General features: G+C 76.2%; 19 protein-coding genes and 1 riboswitch. Of the genes, 6 read left to right on the top strand and 13 right to left on the bottom strand.

The features are described 5' to 3' along the window. Window positions 1-203 precede the first annotated feature (203 nt). From ACYVGT_RS19985 to fmt, 11 genes are all read right to left on the bottom strand, one after another. A complete protein-coding gene (locus ACYVGT_RS19985) occupies window positions 204-1,352 on the bottom strand; it encodes an XdhC family protein (protein WP_460860677.1) in 1,149 nt (382 codons plus the stop codon). A gap of 265 nt (window positions 1,353-1,617) precedes the next feature. Beyond that, on the bottom strand, window positions 1,618-1,788 hold the full coding sequence (locus tag ACYVGT_RS19980; protein ID WP_460860675.1) for a hypothetical protein: 171 nt from the start codon (window positions 1,786-1,788) through the stop codon (window positions 1,618-1,620). 342 nt (window positions 1,789-2,130) lie between these two features. Next, window positions 2,131-2,514, bottom strand: a complete 384-nt coding sequence (locus ACYVGT_RS19975; RefSeq protein WP_460860712.1) for a PH domain-containing protein — start codon at window positions 2,512-2,514, stop codon at window positions 2,131-2,133. Window positions 2,515-2,697: 183 nt separating this feature from the next. Then, entirely contained in the window at window positions 2,698-3,171 is a 474-nt protein-coding gene (ribH, locus tag ACYVGT_RS19970; RefSeq protein ID WP_460860673.1) for a 6,7-dimethyl-8-ribityllumazine synthase, read from the bottom strand. A gap of 78 nt (window positions 3,172-3,249) precedes the next feature. Further along, entirely contained in the window at window positions 3,250-4,521 is a 1,272-nt protein-coding gene (locus ACYVGT_RS19965; protein ID WP_460860670.1) for a bifunctional 3,4-dihydroxy-2-butanone-4-phosphate synthase/GTP cyclohydrolase II, read from the bottom strand. A 77-nt stretch (window positions 4,522-4,598) separates the two neighbouring features. Beyond that, window positions 4,599-5,294, bottom strand: a complete 696-nt coding sequence (gene pnuC / locus ACYVGT_RS19960; RefSeq protein WP_460860667.1) for a nicotinamide riboside transporter PnuC — start codon at window positions 5,292-5,294, stop codon at window positions 4,599-4,601. Next, window positions 5,291-5,962: a riboflavin synthase gene (locus tag ACYVGT_RS19955; protein ID WP_460860665.1), complete on the bottom strand. Its 672-nt coding sequence runs from the start codon at window positions 5,960-5,962 to the stop codon at window positions 5,291-5,293. The genes pnuC and ACYVGT_RS19955 overlap by 4 nt, the downstream gene beginning before the upstream one ends. A gap of 115 nt (window positions 5,963-6,077) precedes the next feature. Beyond that, a riboswitch (FMN riboswitch) is annotated at window positions 6,078-6,208 on the bottom strand. A 65-nt stretch (window positions 6,209-6,273) separates the two neighbouring features. Beyond that, window positions 6,274-7,278, bottom strand: coding sequence for a phosphatase PAP2 family protein (locus tag ACYVGT_RS19950; RefSeq protein WP_460860663.1), 1,005 nt, complete (start codon window positions 7,276-7,278; stop codon window positions 6,274-6,276). 266 nt (window positions 7,279-7,544) lie between these two features. Further along, window positions 7,545-8,228 (bottom strand): ribulose-phosphate 3-epimerase, encoded by a 684-nt coding sequence (gene rpe, locus ACYVGT_RS19945; protein ID WP_460860661.1) that lies wholly within the window; start codon window positions 8,226-8,228, stop codon window positions 7,545-7,547. Between the two features lie 128 nt (window positions 8,229-8,356). Further along, the gene (locus ACYVGT_RS19940; protein WP_460860659.1) at window positions 8,357-9,814 is read right to left on the bottom strand and encodes an RsmB/NOP family class I SAM-dependent RNA methyltransferase; all 1,458 of its coding nucleotides are present in this window, start codon (window positions 9,812-9,814) and stop codon (window positions 8,357-8,359) included. Window positions 9,815-10,037: 223 nt separating this feature from the next. Then, window positions 10,038-10,982: a methionyl-tRNA formyltransferase gene (fmt, locus tag ACYVGT_RS19935; RefSeq protein ID WP_460860657.1), complete on the bottom strand. Its 945-nt coding sequence runs from the start codon at window positions 10,980-10,982 to the stop codon at window positions 10,038-10,040. 160 nt (window positions 10,983-11,142) lie between these two features. Between fmt and ACYVGT_RS19930 the strand changes: the two genes are divergently transcribed. Continuing rightward, a complete protein-coding gene (locus ACYVGT_RS19930) occupies window positions 11,143-13,488 on the top strand; it encodes a primosomal protein N' (protein WP_460860655.1) in 2,346 nt (781 codons plus the stop codon). A gap of 666 nt (window positions 13,489-14,154) precedes the next feature. Here the strand turns inward: ACYVGT_RS19930 and ACYVGT_RS19925 are convergent. After that, a complete protein-coding gene (locus tag ACYVGT_RS19925) occupies window positions 14,155-14,907 on the bottom strand; it encodes an SAM-dependent methyltransferase (RefSeq protein ID WP_460860653.1) in 753 nt (250 codons plus the stop codon). A gap of 572 nt (window positions 14,908-15,479) precedes the next feature. Here ACYVGT_RS19925 and ACYVGT_RS19920 point away from each other — a divergent pair. The 5 genes from ACYVGT_RS19920 to ACYVGT_RS19900 all read left to right on the top strand — a co-directional run bounded on the left by ACYVGT_RS19920 (window position 15,480) and on the right by ACYVGT_RS19900 (window position 20,738). Then, window positions 15,480-15,857 (top strand): DUF3870 domain-containing protein, encoded by a 378-nt coding sequence (locus ACYVGT_RS19920; protein WP_460860650.1) that lies wholly within the window; start codon window positions 15,480-15,482, stop codon window positions 15,855-15,857. Window positions 15,858-15,992: 135 nt separating this feature from the next. Then, complete coding sequence (locus ACYVGT_RS19915) at window positions 15,993-17,255, top strand: CaiB/BaiF CoA transferase family protein (protein ID WP_460860648.1); 1,263 nt, start codon at window positions 15,993-15,995, stop codon at window positions 17,253-17,255. Window positions 17,256-17,390: 135 nt separating this feature from the next. Then, window positions 17,391-18,581 (top strand): acyl-CoA dehydrogenase family protein, encoded by a 1,191-nt coding sequence (locus ACYVGT_RS19910; protein ID WP_460860646.1) that lies wholly within the window; start codon window positions 17,391-17,393, stop codon window positions 18,579-18,581. A gap of 67 nt (window positions 18,582-18,648) precedes the next feature. Further along, window positions 18,649-19,113, top strand: a complete 465-nt coding sequence (locus tag ACYVGT_RS19905; protein WP_460860644.1) for a nitroreductase/quinone reductase family protein — start codon at window positions 18,649-18,651, stop codon at window positions 19,111-19,113. Between the two features lie 275 nt (window positions 19,114-19,388). Beyond that, window positions 19,389-20,738: a DUF418 domain-containing protein gene (locus ACYVGT_RS19900; RefSeq protein ID WP_460860642.1), complete on the top strand. Its 1,350-nt coding sequence runs from the start codon at window positions 19,389-19,391 to the stop codon at window positions 20,736-20,738. Between the two features lie 187 nt (window positions 20,739-20,925). Here the strand turns inward: ACYVGT_RS19900 and metK are convergent, their stop codons facing one another. Continuing rightward, complete coding sequence (gene metK, locus ACYVGT_RS19895) at window positions 20,926-22,119, bottom strand: methionine adenosyltransferase (RefSeq protein WP_460860639.1); 1,194 nt, start codon at window positions 22,117-22,119, stop codon at window positions 20,926-20,928. Window positions 22,120-22,267: the final 148 nt, after the last annotated feature.

Raw genomic sequence — 22,267 nt, 5'->3', positions numbered from 1 at the left:
ATGCCGGGGGCCGCTGCGGCGCCGGGACGGCCGGATCCGGCCCGCGCAGGCGCGGGACCCCGCACCAGGCCACAGAACAGGTCGGCCGGATCCCTCACGCGCACCCCTTCGAAACTGGCCCCGCGCGCCCCTTGCGGGCTCGGCGGGCACGATGGCCGCGGCCCGGTCCGCTTCCCCTGCACGGCGTTGCGAACACTGGGCCGTCAGGCGTCGGCGGGCAGGGGCCGGACGAGCGCCTCGGTGCTGAGCGGCTCGGTGTGGATGCGCCCGCTGGTCTGGGTGAGCGGGCGGCCGGAGCCGCCCCAGCGGGAGTTGATCAGCTCGGCAGCGATCGAGACGGCGGTCTCCTCCGGCGTGCGGGCGCCGATGTCGAGCCCGATCGGCGAACGGAGCCGGGCCAGCTCCGCCTCTCCGACACCTGCCTCGCGCAGCCGCGCCAGGCGGTCGGTGTGGGTACGCCGGCTGCCCATGGCGCCGATGTAGCCGGCGCGGGTGCCCAGCGCCTCCTCCAGCAGCGGCACGTCGAACTTGGGGTCGTGGGTGAGCACGCAGACGGCAGTCCGCTCGTCGACCTGGTCGGCGATCCCGGCGAGGTGGACGTGCGGCCAGGCCGCCACCACCTCGTCGGCGCGGGGGAACCGGGCGCGGGTCGCGAACACCGGCCGGGCGTCGCACACCGTGACGCGGTAGCCGAGGAAGGCTCCCACGTCGGCGACCGCGGCGGCGAAGTCGATCGCGCCGTAGACCAGCATCCGCGGCGGCGGGGCGAAGGACTGCACGAACACCTCCAGGGCATCGCCGCGCCGCTGCCCGTCCGCGCCGTAGTGCACGATCCCGGTGGACCCCTGGGCGAGCATGCCGCGCGCGTCGTCGTCGGCGGCGGCGTCGAGGCGGGCGCTGCCGAGAGTGCCGGAGGCGGTTCCGGGGCCGATCACGCGGCGAGCGCCGAGCGTTCCGGGGCCGCCGGCCACGGTGGCGACCGCGACGGGCCGGTGCGCGTCCAGGGCGTCCAGCACGTCGGACAGCTGCGGATAGCGCACCGGGTCGACCGGTTCGACGAGCACGTGCAGCGTGCCGCCGCAGGTGAGGCCGACCGCGAACGCCTCTTCGTCGCTCACGCCGTAGGTTTCGCGCACCGGCGCACCGGAGGTGATGACCTCCTGGGCCAGGGTGTAGACGGCGCCCTCGACGCACCCGCCGGAGATGCTGCCGGCCACCTCGCCGGAGGCGTCCACGGCCATCGCGGCCCCCGGGCCGCGCGGCGCGCTGCTGTCGGTGTCGACGACGGTCGCCAGGGCGAACGTCGCACCGGTGCCGTACATCCGGGCGACCGCGCTGCGAATGTCGCGCACGGAGTCCTCCTCGTCCGAGCGGAGCGCCCCCGACCCTGCGGGTCCCATCCGCTCCATCGTCTGGCGGCCGCGGACAGGCCCGCGCCGGCGTGCTGCGCGGTGGGCGGCGGCCCTTGCTCCCAGGCTAGGCGGCGGGGCCCCGGGGGTGGAGATGCGGTTCCTCCGAATCCCCGGCCCGCTGCGGGCCGCTTCCTCGTAGCCGCCGACAGTCCGGCGCGTCCGCCTGCGCCGCCGTCCGAGGGCGCACAGGCCCGCGGACGGACGGTCACACGGTGACGAGGGCGAGCACCGCCGCTGCGGCGACGAGGATCCACACGGCGAGGGCGACCCGGCCGCCGCCGGCGCGGGGGCGCCGGTGCGGTGCGGAGGTCGGCGGGGCAGGAATCGTTCGGCTGCTGTCCTTCCGGGCGCGGTTCTTCGGTGTCGCGGTCTCCATGCCTGTGTGATGCACCCGTTCCCCCAACGGTTCGGCGCTCCCGCCGGTACCGCCGCTCCCAGCGGCACCGGGATCGGCACCGGACCAGTTCACCGGCCCTGCGGCACGGTCCGCGATCCTGCGCGCTCGGCTCCCTCCCCCGCTGCGCCGCCGTCCCCGGCAGGCTCGGCGGCCGGAAAGGGGCGCGCGCTCCGCGGCTGCCCCCGGAGCACGGCGCTCGCTGCCGCCCGGCGCCTTCGCCCCCGCGGCAGCGGCCGTCCCGGCGCTCCGCACCGGCGCGGGCCGCGCGGAGAACAGCAGGGGCCGCCGCGCACAGTGCGCGGCGGCCCCGGTCAGCGCGGTCTAGCGGGTCGGCTCTTCGCCCTCGCCGCGGGCGCGGAGAAGCTCGGTGAAGGCCGCGAGGTCGGCGGTGGCGCGGGCCCCGTCGGCGCTCTGGATGCCCATCATCGGCAGGGTCGCGCCGTCGGCGAGGTCCAGCGACGGCCACGGCTCGCCGTCCTGCAGGGTGACGGCGACGATCTCCGGCCAGACCAGTACGTGCGTGCGGATCCCGTTCACGACCGTGACCCCGTCGGGTGCGGCGACCACCCGGGGCCGGCCGAGCAGGTGCAGCGCGGCGGCGAACACCGCGCCCATCAGGACCAGGCCGGCCCGGTCGCTGAGCGCCCAGTCGTCCGGGAGCACGATGGCGAGCACCGTCATCGTGGCGATCATGATCGCGCCCATCCCGTAGGCGACGATGCGGACGTTGCGCGGGCGGAACACCACCGTCTCCGCCCCGTCGGGGGTCGCGTTCCCGGCTGCCTCCACGGCGGCCCCTCCACTGCTGCTCGGCATCGTCGTGCGCCTCGTCTCGTCGTTGATCGGGGTGCAGGGGCCGCGCCGCTTCCGCGGCCGGGCGGCCAGGCTTCAGGTGCGCAGGCTGCGCAGGGCCAGCGCGGACTCGATCGCCGCTGCCGCGGACTCCCAGCCCTTGTCCTCGATGCTGTCCTCCAGGCCCGCGCGAGCCAGCGCCTGCTCCTGGTTATCACAGGTCAGAACGCCGCTCGCCACCGGGGTCTCGGTGCGCAGCGCGGCCTCGGTCAGTCCCTGGGTGACCGCCAGGCAGACATAGTCGAAGTGCGGGGTGCCGCCACGCACGACAGCGCCGAGGGCGACGACCGCGTCGTGGGTGCGGGCGAGCTCCTGGGCGATGACGGGCAGTTCCACGCAGCCGGCGACGCGCACCACGGTCGGTTCGGCCGCGCCGGCCTTCTCGACGGCGGCGCGGGCGCGGTGCAGCATCGGCTCCACCACGTCGGCGTTCCAGCGCGCGGCGGCGATGCCGACGCGCAGGCCGGGGGCGCTGGATACGGCGGCGTCGGGCCGTCCGGTCACGCTCATCAGTCTCGGTCTCCTTCCGGCGGCGGGCGCCGCCCGGCGCGGTGTGGGGTGGTGCGCCCGGCCCGGGGCCGGGGCCGGCTAGTCGGCGGCGACGCCGGGCAGGTCGTGGCCCATCCGGTCGCGCTTGGTGCGCAGGTAGCGCAGGTTGTCGGGGGTGACGGCGGCCGGCATCGGCACGCGCTCGGCGACCTCCACTCCCCCGGCGCGCAGCGCCTCCTCCTTGCCCGGGTTGTTGCTGAGCAGCCGCACCGCGGAGACGCCGAGGTCGCCGAGGATGCGTGCGGCGGCGGAGAAGTCGCGCGCGTCCGCGGGCAGGCCCAGTTCGAGGTTGGCGTCGACGGTGTCGGCACCGCCGTCCTGCAGCCGGTAGGCGCGCAGCTTGTCCAGCAGGCCGATACCGCGCCCCTCGTGGCCGCGCAGGTAGACGACGGCACCGCGGCCCTCGGCGGCGATCGCGGCCATGGCGCTGTCCAACTGGTCGCCGCAGTCGCAGCGCTGCGACCCGAACGCGTCGCCGGTGAGGCATTCGGAGTGGACCCGGACCGGGGCCGGGGCGCCGGGCAGCTCACCCAGGGTGAGCGCCAGGTGCTCGGCGCCGGAGTCGTCGGCGTAGCCGATGGCGCGCCAGTCGCCGTGCCGGGTGGGCAGCCGGGTCTCCACGATGCGGCGCACCGGCGCGGCGTCCGGTGCCGCCGCGGCGGCACCGCGGCGCTCGAGCAGTTCGGTGAGCTGCTCGATGGTGACCAGGCGCAGGCCGTGCTCGTCGGCGAAGGAGCGCAGCCGCGGCAGCCGCGCCATGGAGCCGTCGTCGTCGACGACCTCGGCGATGACGCCGGCCGGCTGGAGCCCGGCGAGCCGGGCGAGGTCGACGGCGGCCTCGGTGTGGCCGCGGCGCACCAGCACCCCGCCGTCGCGGGCGCGCAGCGGCAGCAGGTGGCCGGGGCGGACGAGGTCCCCGGCCGCGACGCCGCCGGGGCCGGCCGCCAGCAGCGCGGCGGTGCGGGCCCGGTCGGCGGCGGAGATGCCGGTGGTGACACCGGTGCGGGCGTCGACGGTGACGGTGTAGGCGGTGCGCAGGCCGTCCTGGTTGGTACGCACCATCGCGGGCAGGTCGAGCCGGTCGCACTCGGCGCCGGTCATCGGAACGCAGACCAGTCCGGAGCTGTGCCGCACGAGGAACGCCATGAGCTCGGGCGTCGCCTTCTCGGCGGCGAACACCAGGTCGCCCTCGTTCTCCCGGTCGGCGTCGTCGGCGACGACGACGGGCCGGCCGGCGGCGATGTCGGCGACGGCGTCCTCGATGGAGTCCAGCCGTACCGGTGCGGCGGAGGTCTCGGCGGTCGCGGTCATAGTCCCTCCCGGGCCCGGCGCTGCGGCCGGTGCTGTGTTCGGTGCTGCGGCGGTGGTTGCTGCGGCGGCGGGCGCGGTCATCGCAGCGCCTCGGCAGCGGGTGCTGTTCGGCGGGCCGGCCGGTCCGGCGGTGCGGCGTCCGCCGGAGCGGTGCGGGACCGGTACTGGCGCAGCCAGTCGCGGATTCCGAGCACGGCGAAGACGAAGAACACGCTGTAGACGACGGCGCTGACCCAGAGGCCGCTCATCACCGCGAGCGGGACGCCGACCAGGTCGACGAGGATCCACACGAACCAGAAGTCGACCAGGGCGCGGCTCTGGCCGAAGGTGGCGACGGCGCTGCCGACGAAGATGAACGCGTCCGGCCACGGTGCCCAGGAGATGCCGGTCGCCTCGAAGACCAGCGCGGCGGCCACGGTGCCGCCGGCCAGCAGGGCGAGCAGGCCGGCGCGCTCCCGGCCGGTGGCCGGGCGGACGTCGAGCTGGCCGTCGGGCCGGCGCATCCGCGCCCACCGGGTCCAGCCGTAGACCACCAGTGCGATGACGATGACCTGCTTGAGCGCGTTTCCGGTGAGGTGGGCGTCCAGGGAGACGGCGAACAGCAGCAGGGCCCCGGTCAGCTGCACCGGCCAGGTCCAGATGGACCGGCGCACGGCCAGCGCGACGGTGGCGAGGGAGGCGAGGTTGCCGATCAGGTCGGCCCATCGGATGTGCTCGCCGAACAGGGTGAATCCGGCGTAGGCCCACTCCAGCCAGGCGGCTCCGCCGGTCACCGGTCCCCCTCGGCGGCAGCGGGGCCGGAGGCGCCGGCGGCGCCCGGCAGGACCGCGCCGGCCGCCCCGGTGGCGACGAGCCGCGCGAGGTACTTGGCGATGACGTCGGTCTCGATGTTGACGGTGCCGCCGGCCGGGGTGGTGCCCAGTGTGGTCGCGGCGAGCGTGGTCGGGATGAGGGAGACGGTGAAGGAGTCGCTGCCGACCGCGGCGACGGTGAGGCTGACGCCGTCGACGGCGATCGAGCCCTTCTCGGCGACCTGCGGTGCGAGCGGCGCGGGCAGCGAGAAGCGGAGGGTCTCCCAGCGCTCGGCCGGGTGGCGCTCGAGGAGGACCGCGGTGCCGTCGACGTGGCCCTGGACGATGTGTCCGCCGAGCCGGTCGGCGGCGGTGAGGGACCGCTCCAGGTTGACCGGGGATCCGGGGCGGAGCGCGCCGAGCGCGGTGCGGTCGAGGGACTCCTGCATCACGTCGGCGGTGAAGGCGCCGCCGGCGAGTTCGGTGACGGTGAGGCAGACGCCGCCGACCGCGATCGAGTCGCCGTGCGCCGCGTCGGAGGTGACCCGCGGCCCGCGGACGCGGAGCCGTGCCGAGCGGCCGCCGCGGGCGTCGGTGGTCGGAGTGATCCCGGCGACCTCGCCGAGCTCCTCCACGATTCCGGTGAACATCCGGCCCAACCCCTAACCTGCATCAGGCTCCGGGGTTCCTGGCCCGGCGGGGTGTTCCTCCCCGCCGACTGAGGGCCGGGCTGCGCCGTCAACCGCACAGCGGCGCACCGGTCCCACGCGTACTGCCTCCCATCCGGACTTTCACCGTCGGTACCGGAATTCCACCGGATCAACCGGCCGATGGCATCGGCCGGGTCGCGGACTATCACCGCCGGTTCGGATTTTCACCGACCCCGGAGCACGCGTTCGTGTGTTCGTCTGATCGAACAGTCTGCCACGGCCGCGCATTCCCGCGCGCCGCCGGGGCCCGGTCAGCGGGAGCGTCCGGCCGCACCAGCGGGAGCGGCGGCCGGTCCGGGCCGCTCGGCCATGCCCAGCCGCAGGAACAGCTCGGGAGCCCCGAGCGCCGCCCACACGGCGACGGCGCCCGCGGTGAGCGCATCGCCGGCCGCGCCGGCGCCGTCCGGCACCGCCACGCGGAGCGCCGCAGTGATCAGCACCACACCGATGACGCCGGTGACATACCGCGCGGCCCGGGTGATCAGCGAGCCGTCGGCGCTGTACCAGCCGCGGTGGTGCAGCAGGCTCAGGCCGGCGAGGACGCCGATCAGTGCGGCGCTGGAGGTGCCGGCCGAGGCGACGGCCTCGCCGGGGAGGTCGGGCGGGACTGCTCCGGCCCATTCCCGGGGCGCAGTCCAGGGGGCGCGGAACAGCGCCTGCTGGGCGGCGACGGCGGCCACCGGAGCAGCACCGGCCAGCGCGGACAGGCCGAGCTGGGCGGGCAGGGTGCGGGCCAGCCACCAGCGGAGGACCGGGCGCTCCCAGCGCAGCACGGCCCACAGCAGGAGGACTCCGACCGCGAGTCCGATCAGGATGTCGGAGGGGAAGTGCACGCCGAGGTAGATGCGGGACAGGCAGATCAGCGCGACGACCGCGGCCGCACCGGCCCACCAGCGGCGGTCGGCGGTCTGGGCGGCGAGATAGCCCCAGGCCGCGGCGGAGTTCTGGGCGTGGCCGGACGGCGCGCCGAAGGTGGCCTCGTGCGCGTGGGGCTGCACCCCGGGGTCGAACCAGAAGGGACGGGCCGTTCCGAGCACGGACTTCAGCACGCCGTTGAGGCTGGCGGAGCCCAGGACCACCAGGCAGAGCCGGGCGCCGAGCGCGGGGTGCACGCTCCAGAACAGCAGCGGCAGCACCGCGATCGCGAACGCCTGCGACCCCAGCGCGGAAACCGCGTGCATGGGCGGTTCCAGCCACGCACCCCAGCTCTGCACCCAGCGGACGGCGCTCGATTCGGCGCCCCACACAACGTCCATGCGCACACTCCGGCAGATCGACGGTTGCGGCAGCGCTCAGCGCGCCGCCGCCGGGAGCGCGCCTTCACGGTGCCGCTGCACCGATCCCATCCCCGACGGGCCGCGGCCGCACGCGGCCGCGCCGCCATCCTAGGGCGTGCCGGGCGGGTGGCGTTCGTCGCGCGGCGGCACAGTTGCCCACCCGACACGCCCTCTCCCGGACCGGCCCGCGGGAACCAGCCGTGCCGCCGGCCTGGAAGCGGCGCGGGTGCGGGCCGGTGCAGGCGTCAGGCGGGGTAGCCGGCGGAGGCGGCGGCGGTAGCGGCCTTGGCGCGGAGGGCGCCGACGGCGGCTGCCGGGTCGTCGGCGCCGTAGACGGCGGAGCCGGCGACGAAGACGTCGGCGCCGGCTTCGGCGGCGCGCTCGATCGTGTCGGCGGCGACGCCGCCGTCGACCTGGACGCGGACGGCGCCGGGGCGGCCGTCGGCGAGTGCGCGGGCCGCACGGATCTTGGGCAGGACCAGGTCGATGAAGCGCTGCCCGCCGAAGCCGGGCTCCACCGTCATCAGCAGGAGCATGTCGACCTCGCCGATGAGGGCGGCGTAGGGCTCGATGGGGGTGGCGGGGTTGAGGGCGAGGCAGGCGCGGGCGCCGGCGGCGCGGATGGCGCGCAGGGTGCGCACCGGGGCGCGGGCCGCTTCGGCGTGCACGGTGACGCTTCCGGCGCCGGCTTCGGCGTAGGCGGGCGCCCACCGGTCGGGGTCCTCGATCATGAGGTGGCAGTCCAGCGGCAGCCGGGCGGCTTTGCGCAGCGACTCGACGATGGGCAGGCCGAGGGTCAGGTTGGGGACGAAGTGGTTGTCCATGACGTCGACATGGAGCCAGTCGGCGCTGCTCTCCACGGCGGCGGCCTCCTCGGCGAGGCGCGCGAAGTCGGCGGACAGGATGCTGGGTGAGATCTGGATTGCCACGCCGCCGAGTCTAGGGCCGCCGGCCCCCTGCCGGGCCGCCCCGCACCCGGTCAGAGCCGTGCCGCGGGAGGCCCGCCGCGGCCGGGGCGGAAGCGGGCGGGACCGCGGCCGGGCGCGTCCTGCGGGTGTCAGGAGGTCTTGCGGATCAGCGCCAGGAACATGGCGTCGGTGCCGTGCCGGTGCGGCCAGAACTGGGCGAAGAGGCCGTGGCTGCCGGCCGCCGCGTCGGGGACCTCGGGCAGGTGGTCGGCGGCGCGCAGGAGCTCGGCATCAGCGCGGCCGGCGAGGGTCCCATCAACGATGCCGGAGGTTTCCGGCAGGTGCGGCGAGCAGGTGACGTAGGCGACCACGCCGCCCGGGCGCGCCGCGTCCAGCGCCCGCTCCAGCAGCGCAACCTGCACCGGCGCCAGTTCTCCGGCGGTCTCCGGGGTGCGCCGCCACCGCGCCTCGGGCCTGCGGCGGAGTGCGCCCAGACCGGTGCACGGGACATCGGCGAGGACCCGGTCGAAGGCGCCGTCGCGCCAGGCCGGCGTAGTGGAGTCGGCGACGACGACGCGGCCCGCATCGCGGACCGAGCGCTCGACAGCACCGGCCACCAGCCCCGCGCGGGACGGCTGCAGCTCTGCGGAGAGGAGCCGCGCGTCGCGCTGCCCGGCCACCCCGGCGAGCAGGGCCGACTTGCCGCCGGGGCCGGCGCAGGAGTCGAGCCAGCGCGCGTCGGAGCCGTCCACGGCAGCGCGGGTGAGCGCCAGCGCCACCAGCTGGCTCGCCTCGTCCTGCACCGCGGCGCGGCGCTGCCGCACCTCGCGCAGCCCGGCCGGGTCGCCCGCGGGCAGGACCGCGGCCAGCGGCGAGTAGCGGGCGGGCTCGGCGCCGCTGGCCAGCAGGTCGGCGACCGCGGCGCGGCCGGGCTTGGCGAGCAGCGTGACGGCGGGCCGCTCGTTGTCGGCGGCCAGCATCCGCTCGGTCTCGGCGAGGCCGCCGGTGCCAGCGGGGTCTTCCCCGAGCGCCCGGGCGAACGCCTCCACGATCCACCGCGGATGGCTGTGCACGGCGGCCAGGTGCCCGACCGGGTCGGTGCCGCGGTCCGGCGCGACGACCGACAGCCAGCCGTCCAGATCCCGGGCGCCGGCCTTGCGCAGCACGGCGTTGGCGAACCGGGACCGGTGGTGGCCGACGGTGCGGCGGGCGACGTCGATGGTCGCGTTGACCGCTGCGTGCGGCGGGACGGCGGTGGAGAGCAGCTGGTGGGCGCCGAGCCGGAGCAGCGGCAGTACTTCGGCGTCGACCGAGCCGAGGCCGCGGTCGATGCAGGCGTCCAGGACCGCGTCATAGGTGCCCTGGCGGCGCAGCGTGCCGTAGGTGAGCTCGGTGGCGAAGGCGGCGTCGCGGCCGTCGAGCCGGCGGTCCTTCAGCTTCGCGGGCAGCAGCAGGTTGGCGTAGGCATCGCGCTGCTGCACGGCGAGCAGGACGTCGTAGGCGACGCGGCGGGCCGCGATCCCGGGCGCGGGGCCCTTGCCGCCCGCGCCGCGCGGCGGAGCCTGCCGCCGTCCGGAGCGGTACGGGGAACGGGAGCGTTCGGTCACGTCGGCATCGCCTCGCGCAGGGGTCACAGGTGTCGGATTGGCGCCGCCACCGGGACAGCGCACCCCCGATGGTACCGACGCTTCCGCCCATGTCAGCGCAGCGCGGGCGGGGCGGGGCCCCGGGGCCGCCGCCCCCGCCGCCCCTGCTGCTCGCCGGCGGCTATCGGCCCGCCGCGGCCCTGGCGCAGTACTGCGGCAGCCGCGCCGGCACCGGGGCGCCGGATCAGGCCTCGGCGCCGAAGACCTCGTCGGGGCCGGGGCGGACGCCGCGGGCCCAGTCGACGGCGGGCATCATGCGCTTGCCCGGGGGCTGGACGGTGGAGAGGCGGACCGGGTGGGTGGCCGTGCCGGCCAGCACGCGGTGCTTCTCGACGACGACGGAGCCGGCCGGCAGCGAGCGCTCGCCGATCAGGTCGGTCTCCGGTACGACCGGGCCGAGCTTGACGCGGGCGCCGCGGAAGGTGGTCCAGGCGCCCGGCGCGGGCGTGCAGGCCCGGATCAGCCGGTCCACCCGCATCGCGGGGGCGGTGAAGTCGACCTCGGCGTCGGCGGGGGTGAGCTTCGGCGCGGTCGAGACGCCGTCGGCGGGCTGCGGCTGCGGCTGCAGCTGCCCGCTCTCGATCCCGTCCAGCGTGCGCAGCAGCAGCTCGGCTCCCGAGTGCGCGAGCCGCTCCAGCAGCGCACCGCTGGTGTCGCCGGGCTGGATGGCCTCGGTCAGCGTGCCGTACACGGGCCCCGAGTCGAGGCCCTCCTCGATGGCGAAGGTCGAGGCTCCGGTCAGCTCGTCCCCGTGCAGCACCGCGTGCTGGACCGGCGCGGCGCCGCGCCAGGCCGGCAGCAGCGAGAAGTGCAGGTTGACCCACCCGTACCGCGGAATGTCCAGTGCCTCCCGGCGCAGCAGTGCGCCGTAGGCGACGACCGGGCAGGCGTCCGGCGCGATCGCGCGCAGCCGGTCGAGGAACTCCGGATCGGCGGCCTTGGCGGGCTTGAGCACCTCCACCCCGGCCTCCTCCGCGGCCTGCGCGACCGGGCTCTGCACCGCGCGGCGGCCGCGCCCGGCTGCCGCGTCGGGCCGGGTCACCACGGCGGCGACCTCGTGGGCGGAACCGAGCAGCGCAGCCAGCGACGGCAGCGCCACCTCCGGCGTCCCCGCGAAGACCAGTCTCATCGCCACCCCCGTCGTGCCAGCCCTGATGTCCGTCCGCGCGCCGGGCAGGGCGCTGCCCGCGGATCGGTCTGCGGATCCTTGTCTACCAGCCGCGCAGGCCGCGCGCGGCGCACACCGGAGCTCGGCGGGAAGGTCGGCCCGCTCTGGTACACCTGGGCGGGTGACTCCGCAGCCCGGCCCCAGCGAGGGGGCGCTCTTCGACATGCCGCGTTCCGGTGGCGGCAGCGGCGGGCCCGGCAGCGCCGGCGGCGACAGCGCCGGAGGCAAGGGCAGCGGCAGGGGCAGCGGCGCTGCCCGGCCGGCGCCGAAGCGGCAGCCCGCCGAGCGGCTGCCGGTGGCGCGGGTCGCCGTCGACACCCCGCTCCCCCACCTGGACCGGCTGTTCGACTACCGCGTCTCAGCCGAGCAGGACGCCGACGCGGTCCCCGGCTGCCGCGTACGCGTGCCGTTCCACGGCCGCAAGCTCTCCGGCTTCCTGATCGAGCGGGTGTCCGCCTCCGAATTCGGCGGGCGCCTCTCCTACCTGGACCGCGTCGTCTCCCCGGAGCCGGTGCTGACGCCGGAGGTCCGCGCGCTGGCCCGCGCCGTCGCCGACCGCTACGCCGGAACACTGAGCGACGTGCTGCGGCTGGCCGTCCCGCCGCGGCACGGGCGCGTGGAGCGCGAGCACCTGGTGAAGGCGGCGCCGGAGGCGGCGGCCGAGGGCCCGGCAGAGGCGGCGGAGAGCGGCAGCACTACCGGCGAAGGCGGTTCCGGCGCCGAGCAGGATCCCGCGTCCGGCGCCGCAGCGCCCGCCGGCGGTCCAGCAGGCGCCCCCGCAGACGGCCCCGGCACCGCGGCCCAGGACCGCGGTGCCGACCGGGCAGCCGCGGACGGCGCTTCGGCCGGTGAGGGCGAAGCCGGCGCCGCGCCGGACACCCCCGCCCCACCCGCGTCCGGGCCGTGGAGCGCCTACCCCGACGGCCCGTCGTTCCTGGAAGCGCTCGCCGGCGGCGGCGCCCCGCGCGCGGTGTGGACGGCGCTGCCCGGCCCGGACTGGGCCGCGGCGATCGCGACCGCCGCGGCGGCGGCCGCGGCGAGCGGCCGCGGCACCGTCGTCGTGATGCCCGACGCGCGCGACGTGCAGACCGTCGACGCTGCTCTCTCCGCCCTGCCGGTGCCGCTCGGGCACGTGGCGCTCACCGCCGAGCTGGGTCCGGCCGAGCGGTACCGGCGCTGGCTCGCCGCGCTGCGCGGTACGGCGCCGGTGGTGGTGGGGACCCGCGCCGCGATGTTCGCACCGGTGCGCGACGTCGGGCTCGTGGTGCTCTGGGACGACGGAGACGACGTGCACACCGACCCGCACGCGCCCTACCCGAACGCGCGCACGGTGCTGACACTGCGGGCCCACCTCGCCGGCGCGGGAGCGCTGATCGGCGGGTTCACCCGGACGGCCGAAGGGGCGCGGCTCGCCGCGTCGGGCTGGGCCGGCGCGCTGACCGCCGACCGGACCACGGTGCGCGCACGGGCGCCGCGGATCGAAGCGGCCGGCGACGACCGGGAGCTGGTCCGCGACGAGGCGGCGCGCACGGCCCGGCTGCCCGGCCTTGCACCCGGGTCGGCCCGCGATGCGCTCGCCGCCGGCCCGGTGCTGGTGCAGGTGCCGCGCCGCGGCTACCTCGCGTCGCTGGCGTGCAGCGGGTGCCGCGCGCCGGCGCGCTGCGACGCCTGCCAGGGTCCGCTGGAGCTGCGCAGCGCGCACGCGGCGCCGTACTGCCGGTGGTGCGGGCGGCTGGGCGGCGCGTGGGCGTGCCCGGACTGCGGGTCGCAGCGGGTGCGCGCCGTGGTGGTGGGCGACCGGCGCACCGCGGAGGAGTTGGGCCGCGCGTTTCCACAGGTCCCCGTCCGGACGTCGGGCCGTGACGAGGTGCTGGACACGGTTGCGGACCGGCCGGCGCTGGTGGTCGCGACGCCGGGGGCCGAACCGGCCGCACCCGGCGGGTACGCGGCGGCGCTGCTGCTCGACGGGTGGGCGCTGCTGACCCGCGCCGACCTGCGGGCCTCGGAGGAGGCGCTGCGGCGGTGGCTGTCGGCGGCGGCGCTGGTGCGGCCGGCCGGTGAGGGCGGCCGGGTGGTGGTCATGGCCGACGCGCAGGAGCCGCCGGTGCAGGCGGCGGTGCGCTGGGATCCGGTGGGCTTCTCCGGCCGGGAGCTGGAGCAGCGGGTCGAGCTCGGGTTCCCGCCGGCCGTGACGATGGCGTCGGTGACCGGCGCGCCGGAGAAGGTCCGCGAACTGCTCGGCGGGCTGGACCTGCCGCAGTCGGCAGAGCTGCTCGGCCCGGTCCCGGCCGACCCCGGCCGCGGCCCGCGCGGAGACGCGCCGCCGGCCGAGCGGGCCCTCATCCGCGTCCCGCACTCCGACGCCCCGTCCCTGACCGCCGCCCTCAAGACCGCGGCTTCGGCCCGCAGCGCCCGCAGCGAAGACCACCTCGCCCAGGTCCGCGTGGACCCGCTGCACCTGATCTGACCGGGCGCTCCCGCACACGGGGGGGGGCCGCTCGCCGGCTGGACAGCGTCGAGCACTCGCCGCCCCCGCAGCGGAGGGCCGGCGGGTACGCGGCCCGCGCAAGGTCCGGCGAACCACTCAAGCGCCCCCGCCGGACGCGTGCAGGCGCCGCGGAACGGCCTGCCGCCTCCCCGCCGCCCCCAAGCCCTCTCGGCGCCCGCGGACGGCCCGGTTCCGCTGCCGCCCGGGGGCGCACCGCACGGCCCGCTGCCGTACCACCGCCCGCGGGCAGAGGATCCGCATCGGTCTGGTGGGGCATCGGCCGAGACCGCGCCCCGGGTACCGGGCCGCGGCCGGGCGCTCGCCCCCGGCTGTCTCGGACACCGGTCGCGCCCGGCCGGTATCGGCGGGACGGCCGCGGCCGCGCGCAATCCCGCGCCACCAGGAGCAGATCGCGCCGCCTGGGCAGGCGCGGCCTGCGGAGACCGGACGGCGGACCGCCGCGGTGGCGCGGAGACCGGTAGGCCGGTGAGACCGCTGGGACGGGCGCCGGGGCGACGGCTCCGCAGGGGCGGCGCCGGCCTCAGGACGCCGGCCCGCGGACTTCCCGCAGAGCGGATGGGTGCTGGCCGCCGCGGTCAGCGGTCATTCCGCCGACGGGACAGGACGCATCCCCGAGGTGCGGCCTCACAAACCCCACGGCGCGCCGTCGCGGCGGGCGAGGAAGCCGGTGAGGCCGCTGGGGCGGGTGTCTGGGGCGACGGCGTCATCGGGGTAGGGCCACCAGGCGATGTCGGCGACCGGGTCGAGGGGCGTGAACGGCGCGGCCGCGGGAGGCGCGGCAGACGGGGCGATCAGCGCGACGTGGCTGCCGGGGGCGAGCGCGGCGAACAGGGCCCTGAGGAGGGCGGGCAGGTCGGCGCGGACCAGGGGCGCGGTGTCGGCGAGGAGGAAGGCCGCGGGAGCGTCGCAGTCGAGTGCTCCGCTGGCACCGAGCTGGGCCAGCGCTCCGGCGGCGTCCGCGGAGCCGACCGGCACGATCCGCGCCGCGCCGCCGGACAGCGCCGGGCCGCACGAAGGGTCGGCGTACACGGCGTTCAGGTCCGGGTGCCGGCGGGCCGTGTCGAGCACCGCGTCGCAGACCGGCAGGCCGGAGCCGAGGTCGACGAACTGGCGGACGCCGGCGTCGGCGGCGAGGTAGCGGACGGCGCGGGCCGCGAACCGGGTGCGCAGAGTGCCGGCGGGGTCGCGGGGCGCGGAGGGCGGGCCGCCGCTGCGGGGCCGCGGCAGCGGCCGGACGGTGCTGGCCGGATTCTCCCCTCCGGCGGAGCCGGCCGGGGCGGCCGTACCGGGCGGGGACGGCGCCTCTGGGCGGCCCGGAGGCGGGGCGGCATGCAGGCGGGCGTGCGCGCGGCGCGGTGCCCGCCACTCATCCATCATGATCGCACTCCCCGAATCCGTTGCACCCCGATGTTACCTCGTGTGATCCACGCCATTCGCCTCTCCCCGATTTCACTGCGAATGACGGACCAAACTGCCGCATTTGCCCCGACCCGGAATTCCGCGGACCGGAATTCCGGCCGCACGCCCCGACCGGATGCCGGACACGAGGTCTGCGATCAGCGGAGATACCGACCACCCGGACGCACCGGACCCTTTCACGGCAACCGAACCCGAAACCCGGCCGCACCGCGGGCCCGCCGCCTCCTCGTCAAATGCAGTCCGTTTTGTTCTCAGAATGCACCCATGATGCATTAAGGACTTCGTGTCGCATTCTTGGCGCCGGCGGTCCCTCTTCCGAGGCGCGCCCCCGGCCCTGTGGAGCTGCCGCCGCGGAGCGCGCCGGCCGAGCGGACCCTCCCCCCGCAGTGGCGCGCCGGCCCGCCCGCGTGGATACTGGGGGCACTGCCCTCCCGCTGAGGGCGCCCCGATCGCCCCGGGCCGCCCTGCCAGGCGCGAGACTCCAGTCCCACGGAGTTCAACGCTGCCTGAAAACGGAAAGGGCCCCGACCGTGTCTTCGCACGACGACCCGCGCGCCGCGCTGCGCGCCCAGCTGGCCGACCCCGGTACCGTGCTCGTCTCCGGCTACGCCCGGCTGCCCGATGCCGTCGCCAGCCACTCCCAGTACGAGCGCCTCGGCGTCGTCCTCGCCGTACGGCTGTCGGACGGCCGCATCGTGGCCGCCGACACGACGCTCATCACCGGCCTCGCCCAGGAGTTCTTCCGCGCCCTGGTCGAGGGGCTGTCCGTGACCGAGGACCTGGCCGAGATCGCCGAGCGCGTGCGCACCCGCTACGCCGGCCAGTCCGGCGCGGCGCTCACCACCGCACTCCGCCGCTGCGTGGAAACGTTCCACCAGCTGCGCGAGGGGTCCGAGAGCGGGAGCTGAAGCGCCGCCGGGCCCTCCGGCCCGCGGTGCGGCCGCCGGCGACGGCCGCACCGCCGCCCGCACCGCCCTGAACCGGCTGCAGCGCCGCCCGCGGCGCTGCAGCCACGCACCGGGACGAGAGGAAGACCAAGCACCGTGTCCGACACCGAACATCCGCCGCAGGACGCACCGCCCGCAGCACCGCCCCTCGCGGGGGTGCGCGTGGCCGACCTCTCCCGCGTCCTCGCCGGGCCCTACGCGACGATGCTGCTGGCCGACCTGGGCGCGGAGGTCGTCAAGGTCGAGCAGCCCGGCCGCGGCGACGACACCCGCGCCTGGGGGCCGCCCTACGCCGGCGGCGAGGCCGCCTACTACCTGGCCGTCAACCGGGGCAAGCGGAGCCTGGCCGCCGACATCAAGGACCCCGAGGCGCTGGAGGCCGTGCGCGCCCTGTGCGCCGGCTCCGACGTGGTGATCCAGAACTTCCGCCCGGGAGTCGCCGACCGGCTCGGACTGGGCTACGACGCGGTGCGCGCACTCAACCCGGCCGCCGTCTACTGCTCGATCAGCGGTTTCGGCCCCGGCCACGTGCCGGCCGGCCGGCCCGGGTTCGACGTGATCGTGCAGGCCGAGAGCGGGTTGATGGGCATCACCGGGGAGGCCGAGGGCCCCGCGTCCAAGGTCGGTGTGGCGATCACAGACGTGCTGACCGGCCTCAACGCCGCGGTCGCGATCCTCGGCGCGCTGCTGCGCGCCCGCACCACCGGCCAGGGCGAGCACGTCGAGGTGTCGCTGGTGAACTCCGCGCTCTCCGGCCTGGTCAACCTGGCCCAGCAGGCGCTGGTCACCGGCGAGGAGCCGCCGCGGATGGGCAACGCGCACGCCACCGTGGTGCCGTACCAGGTGTTCCCGACGGCCGACGCCGACCTGGTGATCGCCGCGGGCAACGACACCCTGTTCCGCGCGCTGTGCACCGTGCTGGACCGCCCCGATCTCGCCGCCGACCCGCGGTTCGCCACCAACCCCGACCGGGTCGGCAACCGGGACGCGCTGATCCCGGAGCTGACCGCGGAGCTGGCCGCCCGCCCGGCCGCGCACTGGCGCGCGCGGCTCTTGGAGGCCGGCGTCCCGGTGGGCCAGGTGCGCGGCGTCCTCGGTGCGCTGCGCGCCGCTGATGCCGCCGGCGACGATGCGACGCTGTCCGTCGACCACCCGACCGCCGGGCCGCTGGAGACGGTGCGCGCCGGGTTCCGGCTGCACGAGGCGCCGGCCGCCGGACCGCCGCTGCCGCCGCCGCTGCTCGGCCAGCACTCCGCCGAACTGCTCGCCGAGCTCGGCCTCGATCCGGCCGCGATCGACGGGATGCTCCGCCGCGGCGCCGTCTCCGCCGCGTCCGGCGAGGCGGCGCCCGGCTCCTGACCGGGCCGCCCACCGCACCACCGCCGATACCGCCGATTCACCGCAACCACAGCCGGAACGCCGACCAGCGCACTCCGCGCCGTCCGCCACCGACCGCCGCGCCCGCGCGGCACTCCACCGGAAGGAACCCCCGCAATGTCCGAACAGCGCAAGGCCGCCGCTCCCGACGCTCACGACTTCCTCGCCGTCGACCGCACGCTCAGCGCCGAGGAGCGCGACATCCGCGACGCGGTGCGCGCCTTCGCTACCGACGAGCTGCTGCCCAACGTCGCCGACTGGTTCGAGGAGGGCACCATCCCCGACCCGCGCGGCCTCGCCAAGCGCTTCGGCGGCCTCGGCGTCTTCGGCATGCACCTGCACGGCTACGGTTGCGCCGGCGCCAGCGCCGTCTCCTACGGGCTGGCCTGCCGCGAGCTGGAGGCCGTCGATTCGGGGCTGCGCAGCTTCGTCTCGGTGCAGGGCTCGCTGGCGATGACGGCGATCCACAAGTTCGGCTCCGAGGAGCAGAAGCAGGAGTGGCTGCCGCGGATGGCGGCCGGCGACGCCATCGGCTGCTTCGGGCTGACCGAGCCCGACTCGGGCAGCGACCCCGGCTCGATGCGCACCCGCGCCCGCCGCGACGGCGACGACTGGATCCTCGACGGCACGAAGATGTGGATCACCAACGGCTCGGTGGCCGACGTCGCCGTGGTGTGGGCCGCCACCGACGACGGCATCCGCGGCTTCGTGGTGCCCGCCGGCACGCCCGGGTTCACCGCCAACACCGTCCACCACAAGCTGTCGCTGCGCGCCTCGATCACCTCCGAGCTGGTGCTGGAGGGCGTCCGGCTGCCCGGCAGCGCCGTGCTGCCCGGCTCCCGCGGCCTCGGCGCGCCGCTCTCCTGCCTGAACGAGGCGCGCTACGGCATCGTGTGGGGCGCCGCCGGCGCGGCACGCGCCTGCTATGCCTCCGCGCTCGACTACGCGGGCACCCGCGAGCAGTTCGGCCGCCCCATCGCCGGGTTCCAGCTCACCCAGCGCAAGCTGGCCGACATGGTGGTCGACGTCAACCAGTCCGGCCTGACCGCGCTGCAGATCGGACGGCTCAAGGACGAGGGCGCGGCGCACCACAACCACGTCAGCTTCGGCAAGTTCGCCAACGTCGCCGCGGCGCAGCGGGTGGCCCGCACCGCCCGCGGCATCCACGGCGCCAACGGCATCACGCTGGAGTACCCGGTCATCCGGCACATGGTGAACCTGGAGACGGTGGCCACCTATGAGGGCACCGAGGAGGTGCACGCGCTCAGCATCGGCCAGGCGGTGACCGGCGTCTCTGCGTTCCGCTGAGGCCGGACGTCGCCCCTGGCTGCCGCAACCAGCACAATGGGGGGTGAACCGAGTGAGGGAGATGTCGATGGGGAACGACACCAAGCGGTTCCGGGCCGGTAAGGTCCGGCGGACCGCTGACGCGATCGTGGAGCGGCTGGCGAAGTACGGGTGCGTCCCGTCCGACGTCTGGGTGCTGACCACGCGCGGGCGCAACTCCGGGTTCCTCCGCCCGACCCCGGTCATCCTCGAGGAGAACGCCTGGGGCCGCTACCTGGTGGCGCCGTACGGCGAGGTCGGCTGGGTGCGCGACATCCGCAAGGACGGCTACGCCACGCTGCGCCGCGGCGGGTGGATCGAGCTCGTCAGCGTTGTCGAGGCCGGCGCCGCGCAGGCCGCCCCGGTTCTCAAGCAGTACCTGTCGCGGCCGTGGTCTCCGCTGGTGGCGCCGTACTTCTCGGTGTCCGCCGACGACCCCGAGGAGTGCTTCGCCGACGAGGCGTCCGCCCACCCGGTCTTCCAGATCGTCCGCAGCACGACCGTGCGGCTCTGAGCGGGCGGCGCGCGCGCAGCTGAGCGGCGGACGCCCGGGCCCCTGCCCGGGCGTCCGCCGCTTCTGCGGCGCCCCCGTTCTCGCCGGCCCAGCCCCGCCCTGGCCCAGGACCGCACCGGCGCCCCGGCGCCCGGCGTCATCCGAAGGGGCTACCGGCTGCTGGGCACCGTGCAGGAGGCGCACACGCGCCCGTTCCGGGATGCTCGCAGCGACGGAACGGGCCGCGGCCGCCAGGGGCGGCGCTGCCCGGAGGCGCGACACGGGGAACGGGGACGATGGACCACACCGCTGCCGAATGCGGCCCGCGCACGGCGCAGGGCGCTGCGCCGCACACCGCATGCCGCGCACCGGGCACCGCTGCGGACCGCGCCGGGGCGCGCGGCAGCGCTCCTTCCCCAGCGGCTGCACCTGCCCCTTTCCCGGCCGCGAGCCGGCGGCTGCCGCTGCTGGACCTGCTGCGCGGGCTGGCGATCCTCGGCACGTTCGCCACAAACGTGTGGATCTTCACCGCGCCCGGCGCCGAAGCCGGCGTCCTCGGCACGGAGGTCTCCGCGGGCGGTCTGGGTGCGCTCATCACCGGCGGCGTGCCGGATCCGGGCGAGGCGGCCGCGGTGCTCTTCCGGTTCGCCGCCAACGGCACCTCGCTCGCGCTGCTCACGCTGCTGTTCGGCGCCGGGCTGGCGGTGCAGTACCGCTCGGCGCAGCGCCGCGGCCTGCGTTGGCCGGGCCCCTACAAGTGGCGGGCCCTGTTCCTGTTCACCGAGGGCCTGGTGCACTTCACGCTGGTCTTCTCCTGGGACGTCCTGATGGGCTACGCCGTCACCGCCCTGGCCACGGCGTGGCTGCTCACCCGGGCCGACCGGGTGCGGCGCACCGTGGCCTGGACCGCGGGAACGGTGCACGTGCTGCTGATGGGCGCGTTGACCGCCGGGCTCCTGTGGCTCACCGCGGCGGGGGCGGGCGGCGACGGCGGACCGGACGGGGAGCTGGTGGCGCTGTACGCGCACGGCTCCTACGCCGACCAGATCCTGTTCCGGCTGCAGCACATCGCCGTGCTGCGCCTCGAACCGGTGCTCACCCTCGGCCTGCTGCTGGTGCTGTTCCTCGCGGGCGCGGCGCTGCTCCGCTCCGGTGCGTTCACCCTGCTCGACGACGCGGGGCACCGCCTGCGCGTGCGGCTGGCGTGCTGGGGCCTCGGCGCGGGACTGCCGCTGAAGCTCGCCGCGGCGGCCGGCGGGCCCGACCTGTTCCTGGCCGAGCGCTACCTCGCCGCACCGCTGGTGGCGCTGGGGCTGGCCGGCGCCGTCGGGCTGCTCGCCGAGCGGTTCCTGCTGCGGGAGCAGCGCGGGCTCCCGGGCGCGCTCTCGGGCGCGGTGGCGGCGCTGGGCCGCACGGCGATGACCGGATACATCCTGCAGAACGTGCTCGCGATGCTGCTCTGCTACGGCATCGGGCTGGGCCTGGCCGAGCGGATGCAGGGCGCGGGCGCGTGGTGGGTGCTCGGGCTGTGGGCAGGGATCAGCGCTGCGCTCCTGGTGGCGGCCGCACTGTGGACGCGCCGCTTCGCCCAGGGTCCGCTGGAGGCGCTGCAGAAGGCAGTGCTGGCACGCCTGCCCCAGCGCTGAACAGCGCTCCGCGGGCCCTTCCGCGGGACCGCGCGCGGCCGCGGTCCCCGGGGACACGGCAGCGCCGCCGGCGCGCACCCGCACTTCGCGGTGCGCGCCGGCGGCGCGGTGCTGCTGCAGCCCTGCCGCGGCGCCGCAGCGCGCCGGGTTCCCCGGGGCTGCAGGGCCGCGGGCGCGGCATCGCGGATCAGGCGCCGACGGCGGCCTTCAGCGCGGCGGCGCGCTCGGTGGACTCCCAGGTGAACTCCGGAACCTCGCGGCCGAAGTGGCCGTAGGCCGCGGTGCCCGAGTAGATCGGGCGGAGCAGGTCGAGGTCGCGCACGATGGCGGCCGGGCGGAGGTCGAAGACCTCGGTGACGGCCTTCTCGATGACGTCCGGGGCCACCTGCTCGGTGCCGAAGGTCTCGATGAACACGCCGACCGGGTGCGCCTTGCCGATGGCGTAGGCGACCTGGACCTCGGCGCGGTCGGCGAGGCCGGCGGCGACGATGTTCTTGGCGACCCAGCGGGTGGCGTAGGCGGCCGAGCGGTCGACCTTGGACGGGTCCTTGCCGGAGAAGGCGCCGCCGCCGTGGCGGGCGTAGCCGCCGTAGGTGTCCACGATGATCTTGCGGCCGGTGAGGCCGGCGTCGCCCATCGGGCCGCCGATCTCGAAGCGGCCGGTGGGGTTCACCAGGAGGCGGTAGTTGTCAGACTCGAGCCCGTAGTCGGCCACGATGGGCGCGATCACGTGCTCCTTGATGTCCGGCGAGAGGAGCTCGTCGAGGTCGATGTCGGGCGCGTGCTGGCTGGAGACGACCACGGTGTCCAGGCGGACCGGGGTGTTGCCGTCGTACTCGACCGTGACCTGGGTCTTGCCGTCGGGGCGCAGGTAGGGCACGGTGCCGTCGTGCCGCACGGCGGACAGGCGCTGGGACAGCGCGTGCGCCAGCTTGATGGGCAGCGGCATGAGCTCGGGCGTCTCGCGGTTCGCGTAGCCGAACATGAGGCCCTGGTCGCCCGCGCCCTGCTTGTCGAGCGAGTCCTGCTCCGACTCGACCCGGGCCTCGTAGGCGGTGTCGACGCCCTGCGCGATGTCGGGCGACTGCTGGTCGATCGAGACCGAGACTCCGCAGGAGTCCCCGTCGAAGCCCTTCGCGGAGGAGTCGTAGCCGATCTCGAGGATCTTCTGGCGGACGATGGCGGGGATGTCCACGTAGGTCTGAGTGGTGACCTCACCGGCGATGTGCACCTGGCCAGTGGTGATCAGGGTCTCCACGGCGACCCGGCTGGACGGGTCGTCCTTGAGCATCGCGTCGAGGATCGCGTCACTGATCTGGTCGGCCATCTTGTCGGGGTGGCCCTCGGTGACCGACTCGGAGGTGAAAAGGCGACGTGACACGTTGAGTGACTCCTTGCAGCGGCTGCTGGCTGACAGTTGTCTCTGCAGATCGGGAGGGAGGCCGGGAGGTGGGGACGTCCACGGCGCCGACCGACCCGCGGGGTTGGTTGCGAAGTCCACTGTAGTGGTGCGGTGCCGGGCGCGCCCG

This window comes from Nocardiopsis coralliicola (assembly GCF_054779695.1).
Note: the sequence above shows the minus strand (reverse complement) of the source record. Positions and strands in the feature narration are given on the sequence as shown.

Excerpts from the sequence above, each read along its gene's own strand:
- fmt (WP_460860657.1), bottom strand. The coding sequence starts at position 10,982 with ATGAGACTGGTCTTCGCGGGGACGCCGGAGGTGGCGCTGCCGTCGCTG.
- ACYVGT_RS19900 (WP_460860642.1), top strand. The coding sequence starts at position 19,389 with ATGGACCACACCGCTGCCGAATGCGGCCCGCGCACGGCGCAGGGCGCT.
- ACYVGT_RS19975 (WP_460860712.1), bottom strand. The coding sequence starts at position 2,514 with ATGGGCGCGATCATGATCGCCACGATGACGGTGCTCGCCATCGTGCTC.
- ribH (WP_460860673.1), bottom strand. The coding sequence starts at position 3,171 with ATGAGCGTGACCGGACGGCCCGACGCCGCCGTATCCAGCGCCCCCGGC.
- ACYVGT_RS19910 (WP_460860646.1), top strand. The coding sequence starts at position 17,391 with ATGTCCGAACAGCGCAAGGCCGCCGCTCCCGACGCTCACGACTTCCTC.
- ACYVGT_RS19965 (WP_460860670.1), bottom strand. The coding sequence starts at position 4,521 with ATGACCGCGACCGCCGAGACCTCCGCCGCACCGGTACGGCTGGACTCC.
- ACYVGT_RS19955 (WP_460860665.1), bottom strand. The coding sequence starts at position 5,962 with ATGTTCACCGGAATCGTGGAGGAGCTCGGCGAGGTCGCCGGGATCACT.
- ACYVGT_RS19950 (WP_460860663.1), bottom strand. The coding sequence starts at position 7,278 with ATGGACGTTGTGTGGGGCGCCGAATCGAGCGCCGTCCGCTGGGTGCAG.
- ACYVGT_RS19925 (WP_460860653.1), bottom strand. The coding sequence starts at position 14,907 with ATGATGGATGAGTGGCGGGCACCGCGCCGCGCGCACGCCCGCCTGCAT.
- ACYVGT_RS19980 (WP_460860675.1), bottom strand. The coding sequence starts at position 1,788 with ATGGAGACCGCGACACCGAAGAACCGCGCCCGGAAGGACAGCAGCCGA.
- ACYVGT_RS19905 (WP_460860644.1), top strand. The coding sequence starts at position 18,649 with ATGGGGAACGACACCAAGCGGTTCCGGGCCGGTAAGGTCCGGCGGACC.